The sequence below is a fragment of the Gracilimonas sp. genome, assembly GCF_040218225.1.
Taxonomy (GTDB): domain Bacteria; phylum Bacteroidota; class Rhodothermia; order Balneolales; family Balneolaceae; genus Gracilimonas.
Genome location: NZ_JAVJQO010000008.1, coordinates 138,757 through 154,695 on the forward strand (window position 1 = coordinate 138,757; position 15,939 = coordinate 154,695).

At 40.8% G+C, this 15,939-nt stretch carries 16 protein-coding genes; 10 read left to right on the forward strand and 6 right to left on the reverse strand.

Annotated elements, in window-relative coordinates:
• Positions 1–33 precede the first annotated feature (33 nt).
• Genes tatC through rpiB form a run of 3 tightly spaced genes read right to left on the reverse strand, consistent with a single transcriptional unit; the run spans position 34 to position 2,655 of the window.
• Positions 34–894 (reverse strand): twin-arginine translocase subunit TatC, encoded by an 861-nt coding sequence (gene tatC, locus RIB15_RS11880; RefSeq protein WP_350202377.1) that lies wholly within the window; start codon positions 892–894, stop codon positions 34–36.
• A 12-nt stretch (positions 895–906) separates the two neighbouring features.
• Positions 907–2,205 (reverse strand): serine hydroxymethyltransferase, encoded by a 1,299-nt coding sequence (gene glyA / locus RIB15_RS11885; protein ID WP_350202378.1) that lies wholly within the window; start codon positions 2,203–2,205, stop codon positions 907–909.
• Positions 2,206–2,214: 9 nt separating this feature from the next.
• The gene (gene rpiB, locus RIB15_RS11890; RefSeq protein WP_350202379.1) at positions 2,215–2,655 is read right to left on the reverse strand and encodes a ribose 5-phosphate isomerase B; all 441 of its coding nucleotides are present in this window, start codon (positions 2,653–2,655) and stop codon (positions 2,215–2,217) included.
• Between the two features lie 141 nt (positions 2,656–2,796).
• Between rpiB and RIB15_RS11895 the strand changes: the two genes are divergently transcribed.
• Both RIB15_RS11895 and RIB15_RS11900 read left to right on the forward strand, forming a co-directional pair.
• On the forward strand, positions 2,797–3,606 hold the full coding sequence (locus RIB15_RS11895; RefSeq protein WP_350202380.1) for an inositol monophosphatase family protein: 810 nt from the start codon (positions 2,797–2,799) through the stop codon (positions 3,604–3,606).
• A gap of 72 nt (positions 3,607–3,678) precedes the next feature.
• Positions 3,679–5,643, forward strand: coding sequence for a GNAT family N-acetyltransferase (locus tag RIB15_RS11900; RefSeq protein WP_350202381.1), 1,965 nt, complete (start codon positions 3,679–3,681; stop codon positions 5,641–5,643).
• A gap of 9 nt (positions 5,644–5,652) precedes the next feature.
• Here RIB15_RS11900 and bshB1 read toward each other — a convergent pair whose 3' ends face one another.
• On the reverse strand, positions 5,653–6,396 hold the full coding sequence (gene bshB1, locus RIB15_RS11905) for a bacillithiol biosynthesis deacetylase BshB1 (protein ID WP_350202382.1): 744 nt from the start codon (positions 6,394–6,396) through the stop codon (positions 5,653–5,655).
• Between the two features lie 139 nt (positions 6,397–6,535).
• On the opposite strand from bshB1, the gene RIB15_RS11910 reads away from it, so the two are divergent.
• The 8 genes from RIB15_RS11910 to RIB15_RS11945 all read left to right on the forward strand — a co-directional run bounded on the left by RIB15_RS11910 (position 6,536) and on the right by RIB15_RS11945 (position 13,727).
• Positions 6,536–7,765 (forward strand): ABC transporter permease, encoded by a 1,230-nt coding sequence (locus RIB15_RS11910; protein WP_350202383.1) that lies wholly within the window; start codon positions 6,536–6,538, stop codon positions 7,763–7,765.
• Position 7,766: 1 nt separating this feature from the next.
• Entirely contained in the window at positions 7,767–8,990 is a 1,224-nt protein-coding gene (locus tag RIB15_RS11915; RefSeq protein WP_350202384.1) for an ABC transporter permease, read from the forward strand.
• Between the two features lie 67 nt (positions 8,991–9,057).
• A complete protein-coding gene (locus RIB15_RS11920; RefSeq protein ID WP_350202385.1) occupies positions 9,058–9,270 on the forward strand; it encodes a hypothetical protein in 213 nt (70 codons plus the stop codon).
• 6 nt (positions 9,271–9,276) lie between these two features.
• The gene (locus RIB15_RS11925) at positions 9,277–9,696 is read left to right on the forward strand and encodes a phage holin family protein (RefSeq protein ID WP_350202386.1); all 420 of its coding nucleotides are present in this window, start codon (positions 9,277–9,279) and stop codon (positions 9,694–9,696) included.
• On the forward strand, positions 9,689–10,072 hold the full coding sequence (locus RIB15_RS11930) for a hypothetical protein (RefSeq protein ID WP_350202387.1): 384 nt from the start codon (positions 9,689–9,691) through the stop codon (positions 10,070–10,072). Before RIB15_RS11925 ends, RIB15_RS11930 begins: the two co-directional genes overlap by 8 nt.
• Before the next feature lie 123 nt (positions 10,073–10,195).
• Positions 10,196–11,575 (forward strand): TolC family protein, encoded by a 1,380-nt coding sequence (locus RIB15_RS11935; RefSeq protein WP_350202388.1) that lies wholly within the window; start codon positions 10,196–10,198, stop codon positions 11,573–11,575.
• 39 nt (positions 11,576–11,614) lie between these two features.
• Positions 11,615–12,991, forward strand: a complete 1,377-nt coding sequence (locus tag RIB15_RS11940) for an efflux RND transporter periplasmic adaptor subunit (protein WP_350202389.1) — start codon at positions 11,615–11,617, stop codon at positions 12,989–12,991.
• A 22-nt stretch (positions 12,992–13,013) separates the two neighbouring features.
• Positions 13,014–13,727 carry an ABC transporter ATP-binding protein gene (locus RIB15_RS11945; protein ID WP_350202390.1) on the forward strand — a complete coding sequence of 238 codons (714 nt, stop codon included), beginning with the start codon at positions 13,014–13,016 and terminating at the stop codon, positions 13,725–13,727.
• A gap of 78 nt (positions 13,728–13,805) precedes the next feature.
• Here the strand turns inward: RIB15_RS11945 and RIB15_RS11950 are convergent, their stop codons facing one another.
• Together RIB15_RS11950 and rsgA are read right to left on the reverse strand one after the other, a co-directional pair.
• Positions 13,806–14,933 carry a DUF6588 family protein gene (locus RIB15_RS11950; RefSeq protein ID WP_350202391.1) on the reverse strand — a complete coding sequence of 376 codons (1,128 nt, stop codon included), beginning with the start codon at positions 14,931–14,933 and terminating at the stop codon, positions 13,806–13,808.
• 95 nt (positions 14,934–15,028) lie between these two features.
• On the reverse strand, positions 15,029–15,934 hold the full coding sequence (rsgA, locus tag RIB15_RS11955) for a ribosome small subunit-dependent GTPase A (protein WP_350202392.1): 906 nt from the start codon (positions 15,932–15,934) through the stop codon (positions 15,029–15,031).
• Between the last annotated feature and the right edge of the window lie 5 nt (positions 15,935–15,939).

Here is a 15,939-nt window from a genome sequence, read left to right on the forward strand (position 1 = left end):
GCAGACTTAAAACCATATGATATAGGAGATAAATCAACTTGAAGAGTTGGAATCTGATGTTCCTGAAATAGCTTCATCCAGTTCTTTCTTTCTTTTTCGCATGGCATACCGGCTAATCCAGATAGAAAGTTCGTAAAGTACCGTTAAGGGCAAGGCAATAAGAACCTGTGAAATTGGATCAGGTGGAGTCAGCATGGCCGATATTACCAAAGCAAAAATAATTGAGTGTCTCCGGTATTTTTTAAGTAAATCCGGCGTCAGCAACCCAATTTTGGATAGCGAGTAACTCACTACAGGTATTTGAAATATAATACCACATGCTACCACCCACATCGAAACGGAGCTAAAGTATTCATTAATATCAAAATCATTACGGATGATGTCCGATATTTGAAACTGTGCAAAAAACTGCAGGGCAAAGGGCACCAGTATGAGATAGCCGAAGGTAACCCCCAGTAAAAAGAAAAAGGTGATAAAAAATGTGCTAAAGAAGGTTTTCTTCTTTTCTTTTGACTCGAGCGCTGGCTCAACAAAAGCCCATATCTGGTAAATGAAAATCGGAGATCCGATCACAAATCCCATTACAAAAAGGGTACCCCAGAAAGTGAAAAACTGACCGGGCAACCGGCGGCTTTGGAGCTCAAAATTGACCGCATCAACCCGTAGTAGATCATACATGAAAAAGTCAGCCCGGGTAGGACCAAGCATCACTTCTTCCACGAAGAAATCAGAGAAGACAAAGGCTATGGCAACCCCAACTAAAACACCAATCAGCCCTTTGATGATACGCCAGCGTAATTCTTCCAGGTGATCCAGAAAAGACATAGTATCGGTACGATCGGCTGGTTTTTTAGCCTTGGGTGGCTCACCTTGCATGATTTGGCGCTGTTCCAATTCTATTCCTGCTTATGCGGTTACAAAATCATAGAGGGGGAAACGGTCACATAAATCACGCACTTCCTGTTCTACTTTCTTATGTGTGTCTGCATCTTCAGGTTTCTGAAGTACGCGGTCAATTAAAATAGCGATTTGCTCGAACTCTGCTTCTTTCAGGCCTCGTGTGGTCATAGCAGGGGAGCCAATTCGAATTCCGGAAGTGACAAATGGACTTTCAGTATCGAACGGAACCATATTCTTGTTTACGGTGATAGCTGCTTGCCCCAAAGCATCCTCTGCAATTTTGCCATTTAAACCTTTATTTCTAAGATCGATGAGTATCAGGTGGTTATCCGTTCCTCCACTCACAAGGTTATATCCCATTTCCAGAAACTTATTTGCCATGGCTTTGGCATTTTTCTGTGTCTGTGTTTGATATGCTTTGAAATCATCCTGCAAAGCTTCACCAAAGGAAACGGCTTTAGCAGCAATCACGTGCATGAGCGGTCCGCCTTGAGTACCCGGGAAAACGGCTGAGTCAAATACTTCACCCCAATTTTTTGTTCTTCCAGATTTAGCAGCCGTCACGCCGATTGAGTTTTCACCATCTTTACCCACTAAAATCATTCCGCCTCTTGGGCCTCGCAATGTCTTGTGAGTAGTGGTTGTAACCACATGCGCGTGGGGAAGAGGATCTTTCAGGTTTCGGGTTGCAATCAAACCAGCCGTATGTGCCATATCCATCCAAAGTAAAGCACCAACCTCATCTGCGATGCTTCTAAATGCCTCATAGTCATAGTCTCTTGGATAAGCAGATGCACCAATGGAAATCATGGTGGGTTTAACTTCGAGCGCACGGTCACGGATAATATTCATGTCAAGACGACCGGTTTCCTTATTCACACCATAAAATTCAGCGTTATAATTTATACCTGAAAAGTTTACGGGTGAACCATGCGTCAGGTGACCACCGTGTGACAGATCAAAGCCTAACAAAGTTTCACCTGGCTTCATACAAGCAAGATATACAGCTGCATTAGCTGTTGCACCTGAATGAGGCTGTACATTAACCCAGTCGGCTCCAAATAATTTCTTAGCTCGGTCGCGGGCAATATCCTCAACATCATCTACTACTTCGCAGCCTCCGTAATAACGTTTACCGGGATAGCCTTCTGCGTATTTGTTGGTAAGTACACTGCCCATCGCTGCAATAGTAGCTTTAGAGGCAAAATTTTCGGAGGCAATTAACTCAAGGTTATAGTTTTGTCGGTCTGTTTCTTTTTCAAGAAGGCTGAAAATTTGGGCATCTTGCTCTTGAAGAGATTTCATTGGCGGCAGTTACTTTTTAGTTAATGATTCGATTTTATTGACTCGTCGCTCATGGCGGCCGCCCTCAAAATTAGTGGCAAACCAAGCTTCCATTATTTCTTTAATCTCAGATTCATTTAATTCGCGGCCAGGCAAACACATTATATTCGCATTATTGTGAAGTCGGGTCATTTTTGCTGCTTTGGTCGAATAGACTAATCCTGCCCGAACTTTAGGGTATTTATTAGCTGTCATGCAAACACCCTGACCACTTCCGCAAACCAGAATTCCCTGTTCATGTTCGCCGCTGTTAATAACCTCAGATACTTTTATAGCAAAATCAGGGTAATCAACGGATTCTTCGGAATGCGTTCCGTAATCGACGGGAGTATGACCCATTTCTTCCAGTATTTTTTTTACAGTTTCCTTTGCAGGATATCCGGCATGATCGCTGGCAATAGGGATGATCATCAAATCTTTGATTTAGGTAAGAAATTGGCTCCAAATATCCACAAAATTTGGTTGATATTAAAGGAGACCAGGAAGGAAATCCCGCATTTTAATCTCTATCTTTAATGAATCACTCATTCAATCAAAATTCAGGGTTAGAAATTGAATTATTCTAAAGAGTTAGAAGTCGCAAAACAAGCAGCAAAACAAGCAGCATCAATAATCCGCGATTATGCCGGAAGAACTTCTTTTGATGTGAAACTGAAAGGTAAGAACGACCTCGTTACCGATGCCGATGTGAATTCAGAAAAAAAGATTATAGAAGTAATACAGCAGGCTTTTCCTGATGATTATATTCTGGCTGAGGAATCACAGAAGCGATCTTCTATTCCAGAAGAACGTATCTGGATTATTGATCCCATCGACGGTACTACCAACTTTGCGCATGCTTTCCCTGTGTATTGTGTTTCTATTGCTTTATGGGAAAACAGACAGCCTAAAGTTGGGTTGGTATATGAAGTAGCCAATGATGAATTGTTTACCGCTACAGAAGGTGAGGGGGCTTTTTTGAATGGAGAAGGCATTCACATTTCGCAAAACAATGATCCTACTTCCTCTTTGATTGGGACGGGATTTCCTTATAATAACCTGAATCTGGTGGATAACTACCTCAAGCTTTTCAAGCGAATGATGGAGAAAACCCATGGGGTCCGTCGTCCGGGTTCTGCCGCCTGGGATTTATGCAATGTGGCCTGTGGGCGGTTTGAGGGATTCTATGAATATGGTTTAAGTGCCTGGGATGTAGCTGCTGGCGTGTTGATTATTAAAGAAGCCGGAGGAGTGATTACCGATTGGAAAGGAGAGGGAGAGTGGTTATTCGGACAACGCATTATAGCTGGTAATAAATCAGTACATGCCTTTTTGTTGAACGAAATTCAGCAATGTTTTGAACAGGATGAGCTTAAAGGCTGAAAAGATTTTTTGAAAGGTTATTTTATCAAATAAAAAATAGCGTAACTTGGAGTTTAACTAACTACTTACCTAATGGATATTTCTATCAGAAGATCAACATTGGAAGACCTCGATCTTTTGCTTCAGCTTGAACAAAAAGCGTTTCCTTATTTCCAGCAAAGTCCGCGCCGAACGCTTGATTTAAGCCTGAAGAGTACATTTCAGCAAGTATGGATTGCTGAATTTTATGATGGTGATACGCTCAAAACAGCGGGCAGTCTTATTCTTTACATGTATAAAAAAACCATCAGAATTTTTTCCATTGTAGTTGATCCCGATTACCAGGGGCATGGAATTGGCAGGCAATTGCTTAGCCATGTGCAAAAAATAGCTGCAGAAAAAGGTGCTGAACGAATATCATTGGAAGTGAATGCCGATGATCGGAAGTTGATCGATTGGTATAAAAAAGCTGGCTTTGAGTCTACAGAACTGCTAAGTGATTATTACGAATATGGAAGGGATGGATTAAGAATGGTTTTTGAACTTCCTCATCAGGAGGGAAAGTCACGCATCTCGAACGTCATTGTGGTCGATAATCCAAAAAACTGGAAGCTTGAAGTTGCGAATGTTGAAGTGGTTTCATCCAGAGATTATACAGCAAATAACGAACAGTATGCTGATCGCCCTCTAAGGGTTTTTAATTTGTGTAATTCCTATAAGTATCAAAGTATTGGGTACTATGTTTCATTGTTGGCTTCAGCCCGGGCTCACCGTGCAATTCCCAATGTTACCACCATCAGGGACTTCCGTGATGTAGGAGTGATTCGTTCCATTGCCGATGATATTGACGAAACTATTCAGAAGGCTCTTCAAAAGTGTAAAGAGGATAAACTGGTTCTCAATATTTACTTTGGACAAACTGTAGATGATAGCTATAAGCCATTGGGACAAAAGCTATATCAAATGTTTGAATCTCCAATATTTCAGGTTCATTTTATAAAGAACAATCGTTGGGATATAAAGAAAATCGCCCCGCTCAGCATGAATAAAGTGCCCGCTGAAGAGTTGGAATACATTCAGGGTTTTGCAAAAAGCTATTTTGAAACCAAGAGATTTCAGAGAACCAAGCTTAAGAATTATAAATACTATCTGGCTGTACTCATTAATCCTAAAGAAGAAAATCCGCCTTCTAATAAAAGGGCGCTCAAGAAACTGGAAGATGCAGCTGATGACCTGGACATTTATACAGAATACATCACAAAAGAAGATTATAACCGACTTTCTGAATTCGATGCCCTGTTCATACGTGAAACTACCAATGTGAATAATTACACCTATCAGTTTTCTCGGAAAGCTTATGCTGAAGGATTAGCGGTGATTGATGATCCGTGGTCAATTTTACGCTGTTCAAATAAGATTTACCTCCACGAGCGATTGAAAATGAACAACATTCCTACACCAGAGACAAAAGTATTCTACAAAGGAATGATGAAAGAAAAGGATTTTGCTGGACTTAAATATCCTATGATTCTTAAACAACCGGATAGTGCTTTTTCGTTGGGAGTGACTAAGGTTAAGGATGCTCAAGAGATGGAAGAATCATTAAACCGACTTTTTAAATCATCCGATTTAGTGATTGGGCAGGAGTTTCTGCCTTCGGATTTTGACTGGAGAGTAGGGGTTTTGGATAACCAGCCTTTGTTTGTGTGTAAATATTTTATGGCCAAAGGGCATTGGCAGATTTATAACTGGAAAGGCCCAAAGAAAGATCAGTCTGGTGATGCATCAACTATACCACTCAATGAGGTGCCGGCAAAGGTACTTAAAGCAGCTACAAAAGCAGCATCACTAATGGGAGACGGACTTTATGGAGTTGACCTGAAAATGCTTGGCGACAAAGTGTATGTGATCGAGGTGAATGATAATCCTAATATAGATGCCGGAGTAGAGGATAAAATTCTTGGTGACGAGCTGTATAAAAGAGTGGTCAAATCTCTGGTAACCCGCATTGAAATGTCCCGGAACATTGAACGCTTCGTAAGTATAGAACCAGATTAGCCTGTTAAACTATCTTGGCGGGGCGCTGTCAAAAAAGGCGGTAAAGTTTTTCAGTGGCGCAGGAGAAAGGTAGTATTTGAAAACTTCTCCAAACTCAAATCCGGCAAGGTGCCCAAAATACCGGGCTCGTGCTTCCAGTTGCTTAAAGTAATTTTCGGTAGAAATGTAAGTTGAAGGCTCGTCTCCGGGTTCATTCACATTAAACTGAGTTTTAAAAGCCAACATAGAGTTCTTCTTGGTTTCCCAATGTTCAGAAATATCAAAAACAAAATCTGGTTCAATAGGCCGGTCTTGCATATAATGAAGTATATGCGACGGACGCCAGGGTTTCTGGGATTTATCGTTTTGGTCTTTGGTTTCCAGCTTTTTCAATCCTGAATAAAAAAGGGCATCCAGAACAAGGCTGGTGCCTTTTGTGTGGTCCGGGTGTCGGTCGAAGGGAGCACCAACCAGGCATATATGAGGTTGGGTTAATCGAATTTGTTCAATTATTTTAAGCTGATTCTCCCGGGTATTGGGGAGGAGTGAATCGCCGAGATCTAAATTTTTACGATATGAAATACCTAGTATTTCTGAGGCTTTCTTAACTTCCTGTGCACGGGTTTTGTGAGTTCCGCGAGTACCCATTTCACCTTTAGTGAGGTCAATGATGCCCACTTTTTTCCCTGAAGAGGTAAGAGAGGCGATAGTTCCTCCACAACCTAATTCAGCATCGTCAGGATGAGAGGCAAAAACAAGAACGTCTAATTTCATAAAAGCAATTTTTTATTCAAAATAAGGAATATTTTCAGTTTCCATAAGTCTGAAGCCTTGAGCATTTATTTTTTAAAAATGATGCAACGAAAATAAAATATGTACGTAACAGAGACGTCTTTTCACCTCAAATAATTTCATGAGAATAGTAAACAGTTTCTTAGAAGGTTTCCGGATTGCTCTTCGGGCACTTAAAATCAACAAAATCAGGTCTACGCTAACGGCTCTTTGTATTATCATCGGAATTACCATGGTAACCATAGTCGACGCAGTTACTACCGGTATGGACATTTCTTTTGAAAAGAGTATGTCTATGATGGGGCAAAATGTGGTATATGTGGAAAAATGGCCTTGGGGAATGGGAGGCGAATACAAATGGTGGGAATACCGCAACCGACAGGAAATGAAGCTTGATTATGTAGAACAAATCAGGGACTACAGTCGCTATGCAGAAAATGTGACGGCATCAGCAAACCGGGGAACAGCTGTTCGATATCAGGAAAAGAGTGCAGAAGGAGTTGGTCTGAGTGGAACAACAGCTAATTATCTGGAAATACAGGGACTGAATATTGCTCAGGGGCGAATGTTTGTTGAACAGGAAGTCCGTTCTGGTTCGAAAGTTGCCGTTATTGGGAATACCCTGATGGAATCACTTTTCGAATTTGAGACTCCGCTTGGAAAACAGATAAGAGTAGGAGGGCAGAAATTCACTATTGTAGGTGTGTTAGAAAAACAAGGTAAGTTCCTGGGTCTTGAAGACACTGATAACCGCATAATTATTCCGATCTCAGCATATGGTCAGATTTATGGCTTGAGATATGGGATTCAAATTGGGGTTCAATTTCCCAATCAGGAATTGTTGAAAGAGGGTGAATATGAACTGGAAGGCATTATGCGAAGAATCCGCCAGCTTGATGCTACCGAAGACAACGACTTTGCACTGAATAAACCCGAAGCCTTTAAACAGCAGTTGGAGGGAATGAAAGCTGGAATCTATACGGTAGGTTTTATTTTAAGTGGTCTTTCACTTTTGATTGGTGGTATTGGAGTCATGAATATTATGTTTGTATCGGTACGTGAACGCACTAAAGAAATAGGAATTCGAAAAGCAGTGGGGGCCAAAGCATGGGAAATATTAACTCAATTCCTTCTCGAGGCCATCGCCATTTGTTTACTGGGAGGAGTTATTGGTGTAGCCCTTGCCGGTGGTTTAACTTTGCTGATTAATCAGGCCTTTGTAGCTGTTATGAATGTAAGTGTAGTGATTCTGGCTTTCAGTATTTGTACGATGGTTGGAGTTATATTTGGCTTTATTCCTGCTTACCGGGCGGCTAAATCAGATCCTATTGAATCATTGAGGTTTGAATAAAATGCATATCAAAGAGACGACAATTCAGGCGCTGGATTCCCTAAGGGGAAATAAGCTTCGTTCATTTCTAACCCTGCTCGCTTTAGTGATTGGGGTATTTGCTGTAATAGTTTCAACGACTGCTGTGGCAGTTCTGGATAACTATTTCAAGAATACCATGAGTTTGATGGGGAGCGATGTTATTAATGTATCTAAAACTCCTGCAGTTCAAATGGGTTCTTTAAGCGACGACATTCGTAACCGCAAAGATATCGACTTCACAACGGCTGAAAGATTACAGGATATGATGAGAGTTGGGAGAGGAATGAGTCCCGACGAGTACTTTAATACCACAAAAATTAAATTCGGCGATGAAGAGACAGAGCCCAATGTGGGCGTAAGAGGAAGTAATGAAAATTACCTAGCCAACAATTCCTACGAAATCGAAGACGGCCGGAACTTCACCGGTGATGACGTACAGTATGGCAGGAATGTGGTAATAATCGGTAAAGATGTTCAAAATGCACTGTTCAAAAACGAATACCCGCTTGGTAAAGAGATCCGCTTTGATGGAAAGCCATACACGGTTATTGGGCTTCTGGAATCTAAAGGACAGATATTCGGGCAGTCTTTTGATAACTACGTTCTCATTCCCTATACAACAGCTTTAAATGCATACGGGGGAAATAGAAATATCAGTATACAAGTGCGTGCCCCGGAGATAGATTTTATTACGGAAACAGTAGAAGAGATTACAGGAATACTCCGAGTAATAAGAAAGGTAAGCCCGGGTGAAAATAACGATTTCGAAATTTCAACAAATGATTCTCTTTCCGGTACTTTTGACGCTTTTACAGGAGCTCTTTATTTAGGTGGTTTTGCAATTGGTTTAATCACTCTTCTTGGTGCTGGAATCGGGGTTATGAACATAATGTTGGTTTCTGTTTCGGAACGCACCCGGGAAATTGGAGTAAGGAAAGCAGTAGGAGCAACCCGGAAAGCTATTGTGAGTCAATTTTTGATGGAAGCCATTTTCATATGTCAGATTGGAGGAATCATCGGCATGATTTTAGGAATTGGAGTTGGTAATCTCATGGCGGTTTGGATTGAAACAGAAGCAGTTATACCAGTTTGGTCAGTAATTCTTGGTTTCTTTGGGATGTTAATTGTAGGTCTTACTTTTGGTGTTTATCCGGCTTTCAAAGCTGCTAAACTTGACCCAATAGAAAGTTTGCGCTACGAATAACTTTTTGCAATGGAATGATTTATGCATCCAATGCAATTTCTTATATTGAAATAAAACAAAGGGCATTATGAACGAAGAAATCATCCAAAATTTAAATGAACGCCTTGACAGTGCAATAGACCGAGGCCGGGAAATTCTTGAAGACGAAGACTTGCAGGTTCGTCTGGAAGAGATAAGAGAACGATCTGAGAATACTATTCGAAGAAATCCATTAGCCTCTGTTGCTATAGGATTTGCTGTGGGATTTATAGCTGCAAAAATATTCAAGTCAGAAGATTAGATTCCCATGGAAGATGTAGGAAGCAGAATTAAACAGATTACCCGGGAACTTAAGCATTATGTTGAGACTCGTATTGAGTTAAGTGTGCTTAACATTAGTGACAAAATCAGTTACCTGATCGGGCAGTCCATTCAACAGTTATTTGGTTATACCATACTTGGACTGGGATTAATTTTTGGTATGATTGCACTTTCCATTTACCTGGGTGATGTTTTGGATAAAGAATGGGCTGGTTATGCAATTGTTGCTTCTCCTTTTATTCTTCTGGGGTTGATTTTTGTTGTAGCCAAACCAAAATCTATTGCCCGTAAAATTCAACAACAGATTCTTGCAGAGTTTCTGGATACACTTCCAAATCAACAGCAAGAACAAGAACAGCTTGCACTGAAAGAAAACAAAAAGAAACAATCAGATAAAAATGGCTAAAGAAAAGTTATCAAATCTCGAAAAAAAGAAAAAAGAGCTTGAGCAAGAGTTAGCCAATATTCAAAATGGGCTTGATAAGTCTATTGATGAAGTTAAGGAAGAAGTATCAACCAGTATAGCTCCAAAAAACCTGATCAAAAAATACCCGCTCCCTATAGTGGGAGCCTCGATAGTTATTGGGTTTTTACTCGGTTCAAACCGAAAGAATTCTTCATCCACGTCATCAAAAGTATACAATACCCGGAGTCATTCAGATTCGGCTATTTCAAAAGAGATAAAGCGAATGCTTGCAAAAAAGGGACTTAGTTTAGTTCTTGATTATATCGACAACAAAGTAGCGGCATTGAAGGAGAAAGGCCGTGATTCTGACGATTGATTTTACAACTATTTAGCTCTTCTCTGTAAAAGGATATAAAATTCGAAAATAGGGCAACTAAACTGTAACTATTTTCGTCCATTCTCGTGTACAAACCCGTTAATACAAAAACGAATTATAATTATGAAAAGAATACTTTCATCTACGCTACTTGCACTTCTATTATTTACAACTTCTATATCAGCACAGGAAGCACGAACAATTTCTATTCAGGAGGCAATCCAAATTGCTCTTGAAAATAACTATCAGCTTAAGCAGGCAAAGAATAACCTGGATCTAGCTAATGAAAGTATAACGAGTGAGTATGCTGATTTTGCACCATCAATAAACAGTAGCTTTGATGGTTCAAGGACTACAGGACAGCAATTTGTTCAGGATAGGTTTAATGAAGGGTTGGATCCATTTGTCAATACTACAAGCCAGGGAGTAAGTGGTAGAGTTGGTGCAAGCATTACAGTATTTGACGGGTTTAATAACATTATGTCATTACGTTCTAGTCAGCAGTCTAAGATCTCTTCAGAAGAAAGTTTGCAAAGAGCTAGAGAGCAAGTGATTTTCAACACTGCTTCGCGGTACCTGCAAGTTCTTTTGGATCTCCAGCTTTTGGAAATTGCACAGGAGAATCTGGAAAATTCCCAACAACAGCTTGAACAGGTTCGTGCACAGGTGGAAGTGGGGTCCCGTCCTTCAGTAGATCTATATAATCAGGAGGCACAGGTAGCAAGTGATGAATTATCTGTTACTCAGCAAGAAAATGCTCTTAAATTCAGCAAGCTTGTTTTGGTTCGTCAGCTGCAAATTGACCCACTGGGAGAGTATGAATTTACAGTACCGGAAGCAGAATTGGATGAAAAGTCCGCTAGTATGACTGATAATGTAATGCTTAGTGAACTTATTGATCAGGCTTTGCTGAATCGGTCGGATCTTAAAAGCGACATTGCCAACATCAAAAGTTTAGAATACCAGCTTAAGATCGCGAAAGGTAGCTTGTATCCTTCAGTTTCGGCCAGTGCTGGATTATCTACTTCATACGGAGATCAATATACTTTAGCGGGAGAAAAAGTGCCTTTCTCAGAACAGTTTTTTGATCAGCGAATAAACCGTTCTTTAGGGTTTTCTGTGAATATTCCAATTTTCCAGAATTGGAACCGGATGTACAATATTCAGTCTTCAAAAATACAGCTGAAAAATGCAGAGCTTTCATTTGATAATGCCAAGCTCCAGGTGATCCAGGAAGTAGCACAAGCATACAACGATTATACATCCTATGCGAAACAACTACAGGCATCTCAGAAATCGAGAAGAGCTAGTGAGAGAGCATTTGAAACACAACAGGAACGTTACAATGTAGGTTCAAGTACGCTGATTGAACTAAGTCAGGCTCAGGCTAACTATGTGGAGGCCCAGTCAAACTATACGCAGGCGATGTATAACCTGATTTTTCAGGAGAAGCTGTTGGATTATTACTTAGGAAAACTAAGTGGCGACAGCGTAGAATTTTAATAAAACACCATTTAATTACATAGGGATAGGAAAGGGAAAATGGCTAAAAAGAAATCTTCAACAAGCAAATTGTTGATATGGATCGGAGGAGTGCTTGGGGTTATTGTTGCTTTGGGACTTACCCTTCGATTCACCGGAGTAATTGGTAATTCTGATACAGGTAAAGAGGTAGAAACAGCTACCGCAAAACTAAAAACGATAACTCAGCTCGTATCGGCGTCAGGTAAAGTCCAGCCAGAAATTGAGGTGATTATTCGCCCGGATGTTTCCGGAGAAATCATTGAGCTGGCTGTAAAAGAAGGCGATTTTGTTCGGGAAGGTGATTTACTTGTTCGTATCAAGCCGGATATTTACCAGGCTCAAATTGATAATCTGAATGCTGCCTTGCTAACACAAAAAGCCAGGATGGAACAAACCAAAGCTTCTTTGATTAGGGCAGAAGCAGCCTACCAAAGAGATCAAAAACTGTATGAAAAAGATCTGATTTCCGAGATGGACTACATTCAGTCTAAATCTGAGTGGGAATCACAAAAGGCCAATTTGAAAGCAGCTGAATATCAAATTCAAAGTGCAGAAGCTCAGTTGCGACAGGCTAAGGAAGAACTGGAGCAAACGGTCATCAGGGCACCACAGGATGGAACCGTAACCGGACTTGCCGTGGAAGAAGGGGAGCGGGTTTTAGGTAACGCCCAGATGGCGGGAACCGAAATGATGCGTGTTTCTCTGCTTGATAGAATGGAAGTTTTGGTCGAAGTTAATGAGAACGACATCGTTAACGTTGACTTTGCTGATACTACCCGGATTGAAGTGGATGCTTACCCGGAACGAAGGTTTAATGGTGTGGTTACCGAAATTGCTAACTCAGCGCAGGTAACAGGAAGCGGGACTAATGAACAGGTTACTAACTATCAGGTAAAAGTTAGAATTATTACTCCTCATAATCTGGATAGCAGTCCTGAAAGACTTGTGCGAAATGAGGCTTCTGAAGATCCTGAAGAAATGTTTGTTCCAAAATTCCGGCCAGGAATGTCTGCTACCGTAGATATTGAAACTCAGACGGCTACTAATGTAGTATCAGTACCAATTCAGGCTGTAACTGTACGAGATTTTGCCAAGGATGAGAAAACAGGTAAAGCTGAATCAGATTCAGCTGAAATAACATTGGCTAGTTCTCAGGATGATAATGATCTGATTATTAAAGAAGAGGACATAAGAAAAGTCATTTTTGTAGTTGAAGATGGCAAAGCAGTGCGTAAAGAAGTTGAAACTGGTATTAGCGACAACACGCACATACAGATTCTTTCCGGAATCAATGCCGGAGAGGAGATTGTGATCGGGAGTTACCGAACACTTTCTAATCTTCTTAATGATGGCGATAATGTCACTGTCAATAATAAAACGGCTACTTTCAATTAAGTCACCTTACCAATAAATCATTATGTCGAAAAAACCAGTTATTGAAATAACCGATCTTACAAAAGTATATCAGATGGGTAATACCGAAGTTCATGCCCTTGCTGGTGTAACTTTTGATGTAAAAGAGAATGAATACATTGCTATTATGGGGCCTTCGGGCTCTGGGAAGTCGACATTAATGAATATGATTGGCTGTCTGGATACACCAACTACGGGTGATTATATCCTGAATGGCAGCAATGTTTCCAAAATGGATGATGCTGAATTGGCTGAAGTGCGAAACCGTGAAATCGGATTCGTATTCCAGACGTTTAATCTACTTCCAAGAACATCCTGTTTGGCCAATGCTGAGTTACCATTAATTTATGCCGGAATGAAGTCAGCAGAACGTAAAGAACGTGCTAAAGAGGTGCTTACTAAGGTAGGGTTAGGGGATAGGATAGACCATAAGCCTAACGAGCTTTCTGGTGGACAGAGACAGCGGGTAGCTATTGCGCGGGCACTTGTGAACCGTCCATCTATTTTGCTTGCCGATGAGCCTACCGGTAACTTGGATACTAAAACCGGGGAAGAGATTATGTTATTGTTTGAAGAACTGTACCGTCAGGGTAATACCATTATCGTGGTAACGCACGAGCAAGAGATTGCTGATCACGCCCGTCGAATTGTACGGCTCAGAGACGGTATTATTGAATCAGATGAAAAAGTAGAAAAGCCTTTGTTGGCCGATCATTAATTTGCCAGAAGCAAAACGTGTATAAAAAAAGGCGCTCAATTGAGCGCCTTTTTTATTATTGAAATATTTCTAATCAGCTTATCTCAAGCCAAAACCTACACCTACATTAAATGCAGAGTATGCAGATTGTGTATAGCTGGCTGAAATTCTAAAGATTGCAAGGCTAAGTCTTAAACCGGCAAATGCACGGATTTTATTGTCACCTTTAATCTCTAAATCGATTGGAGCTTCAATTGCTTCAATTCTTTTTTCTTTCTCATTAACCGGATCATTTGGATAATCAGGATTGAATGAAGTGATAGGATACATTCCGGGTGTAGCTAACGTAGTTTTTGAAGTCTCATATCCCAATCCACCATATACGGAGATAAATGGAAGTGTTTTTCCTACAATAGCATTAAAGGTAGTAGCCGTTGTTTCAAGCTCTATGCTTTGGTCGTCCCAGGTTGAAGCGGGGAAAGTATTTTCAATTTCTGCATTTCCACCCTGAGGAACTTCTGGATCTACATTGAAATTGGCGTTGGCATCGAACTTTGTATAACCAACTTGTACCGAAAGGTCTACTGGAAGGAGTTTTCCACCAGGCAACCATTGGTTAATGCCATGCTTAACTCCAATTCCAAACATTCCAACACCAGCATCTACAACAGGGGCGGTAAATTCAGGTACAAATCTTATAGTAAGGTCTGTGTCTTTGATAATCCCAATACTGGCTTGTACCATAGGGGCTGGAGCGTAAGCAAAACCAGTGCCACCAGGTAAGCCAAATTCTGTTACCAGCTCTTCTTGTCCGGTTTGTGGGTTTTCCAGATATACACCCATAGTGGTGTTCGTGCTCTTATCACCAGCAATAGTGGGTGTCTCTGCACTACCGGAAGTGAGCTCCAGTTGGCTTAAATTCAAAGCAGTTACATCAAACATCTTGTCACTTGATGGAATTACTGCCGCTGATACGTTTAAACTGATATCAAATCCTAAGGTTGGGTGTGCTTTAGCCGTATTAAACCAACCAGTGTTTAAATCTGCCCCAAAACCTTTTGTGTAAGGAGCGAGGAAGTTTTCCATTAAGATATTGGCATCTGCAGCACCACCTCTTAAAATAGCACCTGCATCCCCGAGTTGTGCTTGTACATTCCCGACTGTAGCTAGGCTTATGACAGATAAGGCACATAAGCCTTTGATTATTTTTTTGAAATTATTAAACATTCGTACTCCTTGATATTTGTTGAGTGTTATCTTCTAATATCTATATAATTTTGCAGAGAGGGAATACCCATATTGAGGTATCTCATAATATAGATTTAAAGGGATTCCAGCATGTTCAGATACGAATTATACCGGCTGGCTGCTATCTTACCTTCCTCAAATGCCTGGGCTACACCGCATTTCGGTTCATGAGCGTGCGTGCAGTTGCTGAACTGACACGTCTGTCTGGGTTCCAGCATCTCGGGAAAAAACAAAGATAATTCCCAGGGTTCGATATTCACCAACCCAAATTCGCGGATACCAGGTGTATCAGCTATATATCCGCCAAAATTAAGAGGAATAAGCTGAGCAAAAGTAGTGGTGTGCTTTCCTTTGTTTGAAAAGTCAGAAATCTCTTTCACCTTTAAGTCATAGGAGGGATCAATAGCATTTACCAAACTTGTTTTACCTACACCAGAGGGACCAATAAAAGCTGATGTTTTGTTCTTGAGAAGCTTTTTTAACTTTTGCAGGGAGCTTTCATCTTTAATACTGGTAATTAAAAAAGTATAACCCAATTCTGTGTATAAATCTGAGAGTTCTTCCGCAAATTCGAGCCCGCCACTTTTGGCTAAATCAATTTTATTCAAAATAATAACCGGTTTTACTTCATAAGCTTCGCAAGTAACCAAAAAGCGATCTATAAAGCCTTCCTTTAGTTTTGGCTTTTTAATGGACTGCACAACACATGCCTGATCCAGGTTTGCAACCAGTATCTGTTCGCCTTTTTTACCATGAGTAGCCTGACGGGTGATGTAGTTGTCCCGGTCATGGATCTCCTCAATATTACCGGTTCCGTCATCGTTAAGCTCAAACTCAACCCAGTCACCAACGGCAATGGGATTGGTTACTTCTTTTTCACTTAATCGAAAGCGCCCCGGGAGGCGTGATTCTATAATCTCATCTCCGGTATCCACATGGTACCAGCTGCCGGTAGATTGTATGACTCGTCCTTTTTGCATGTGAC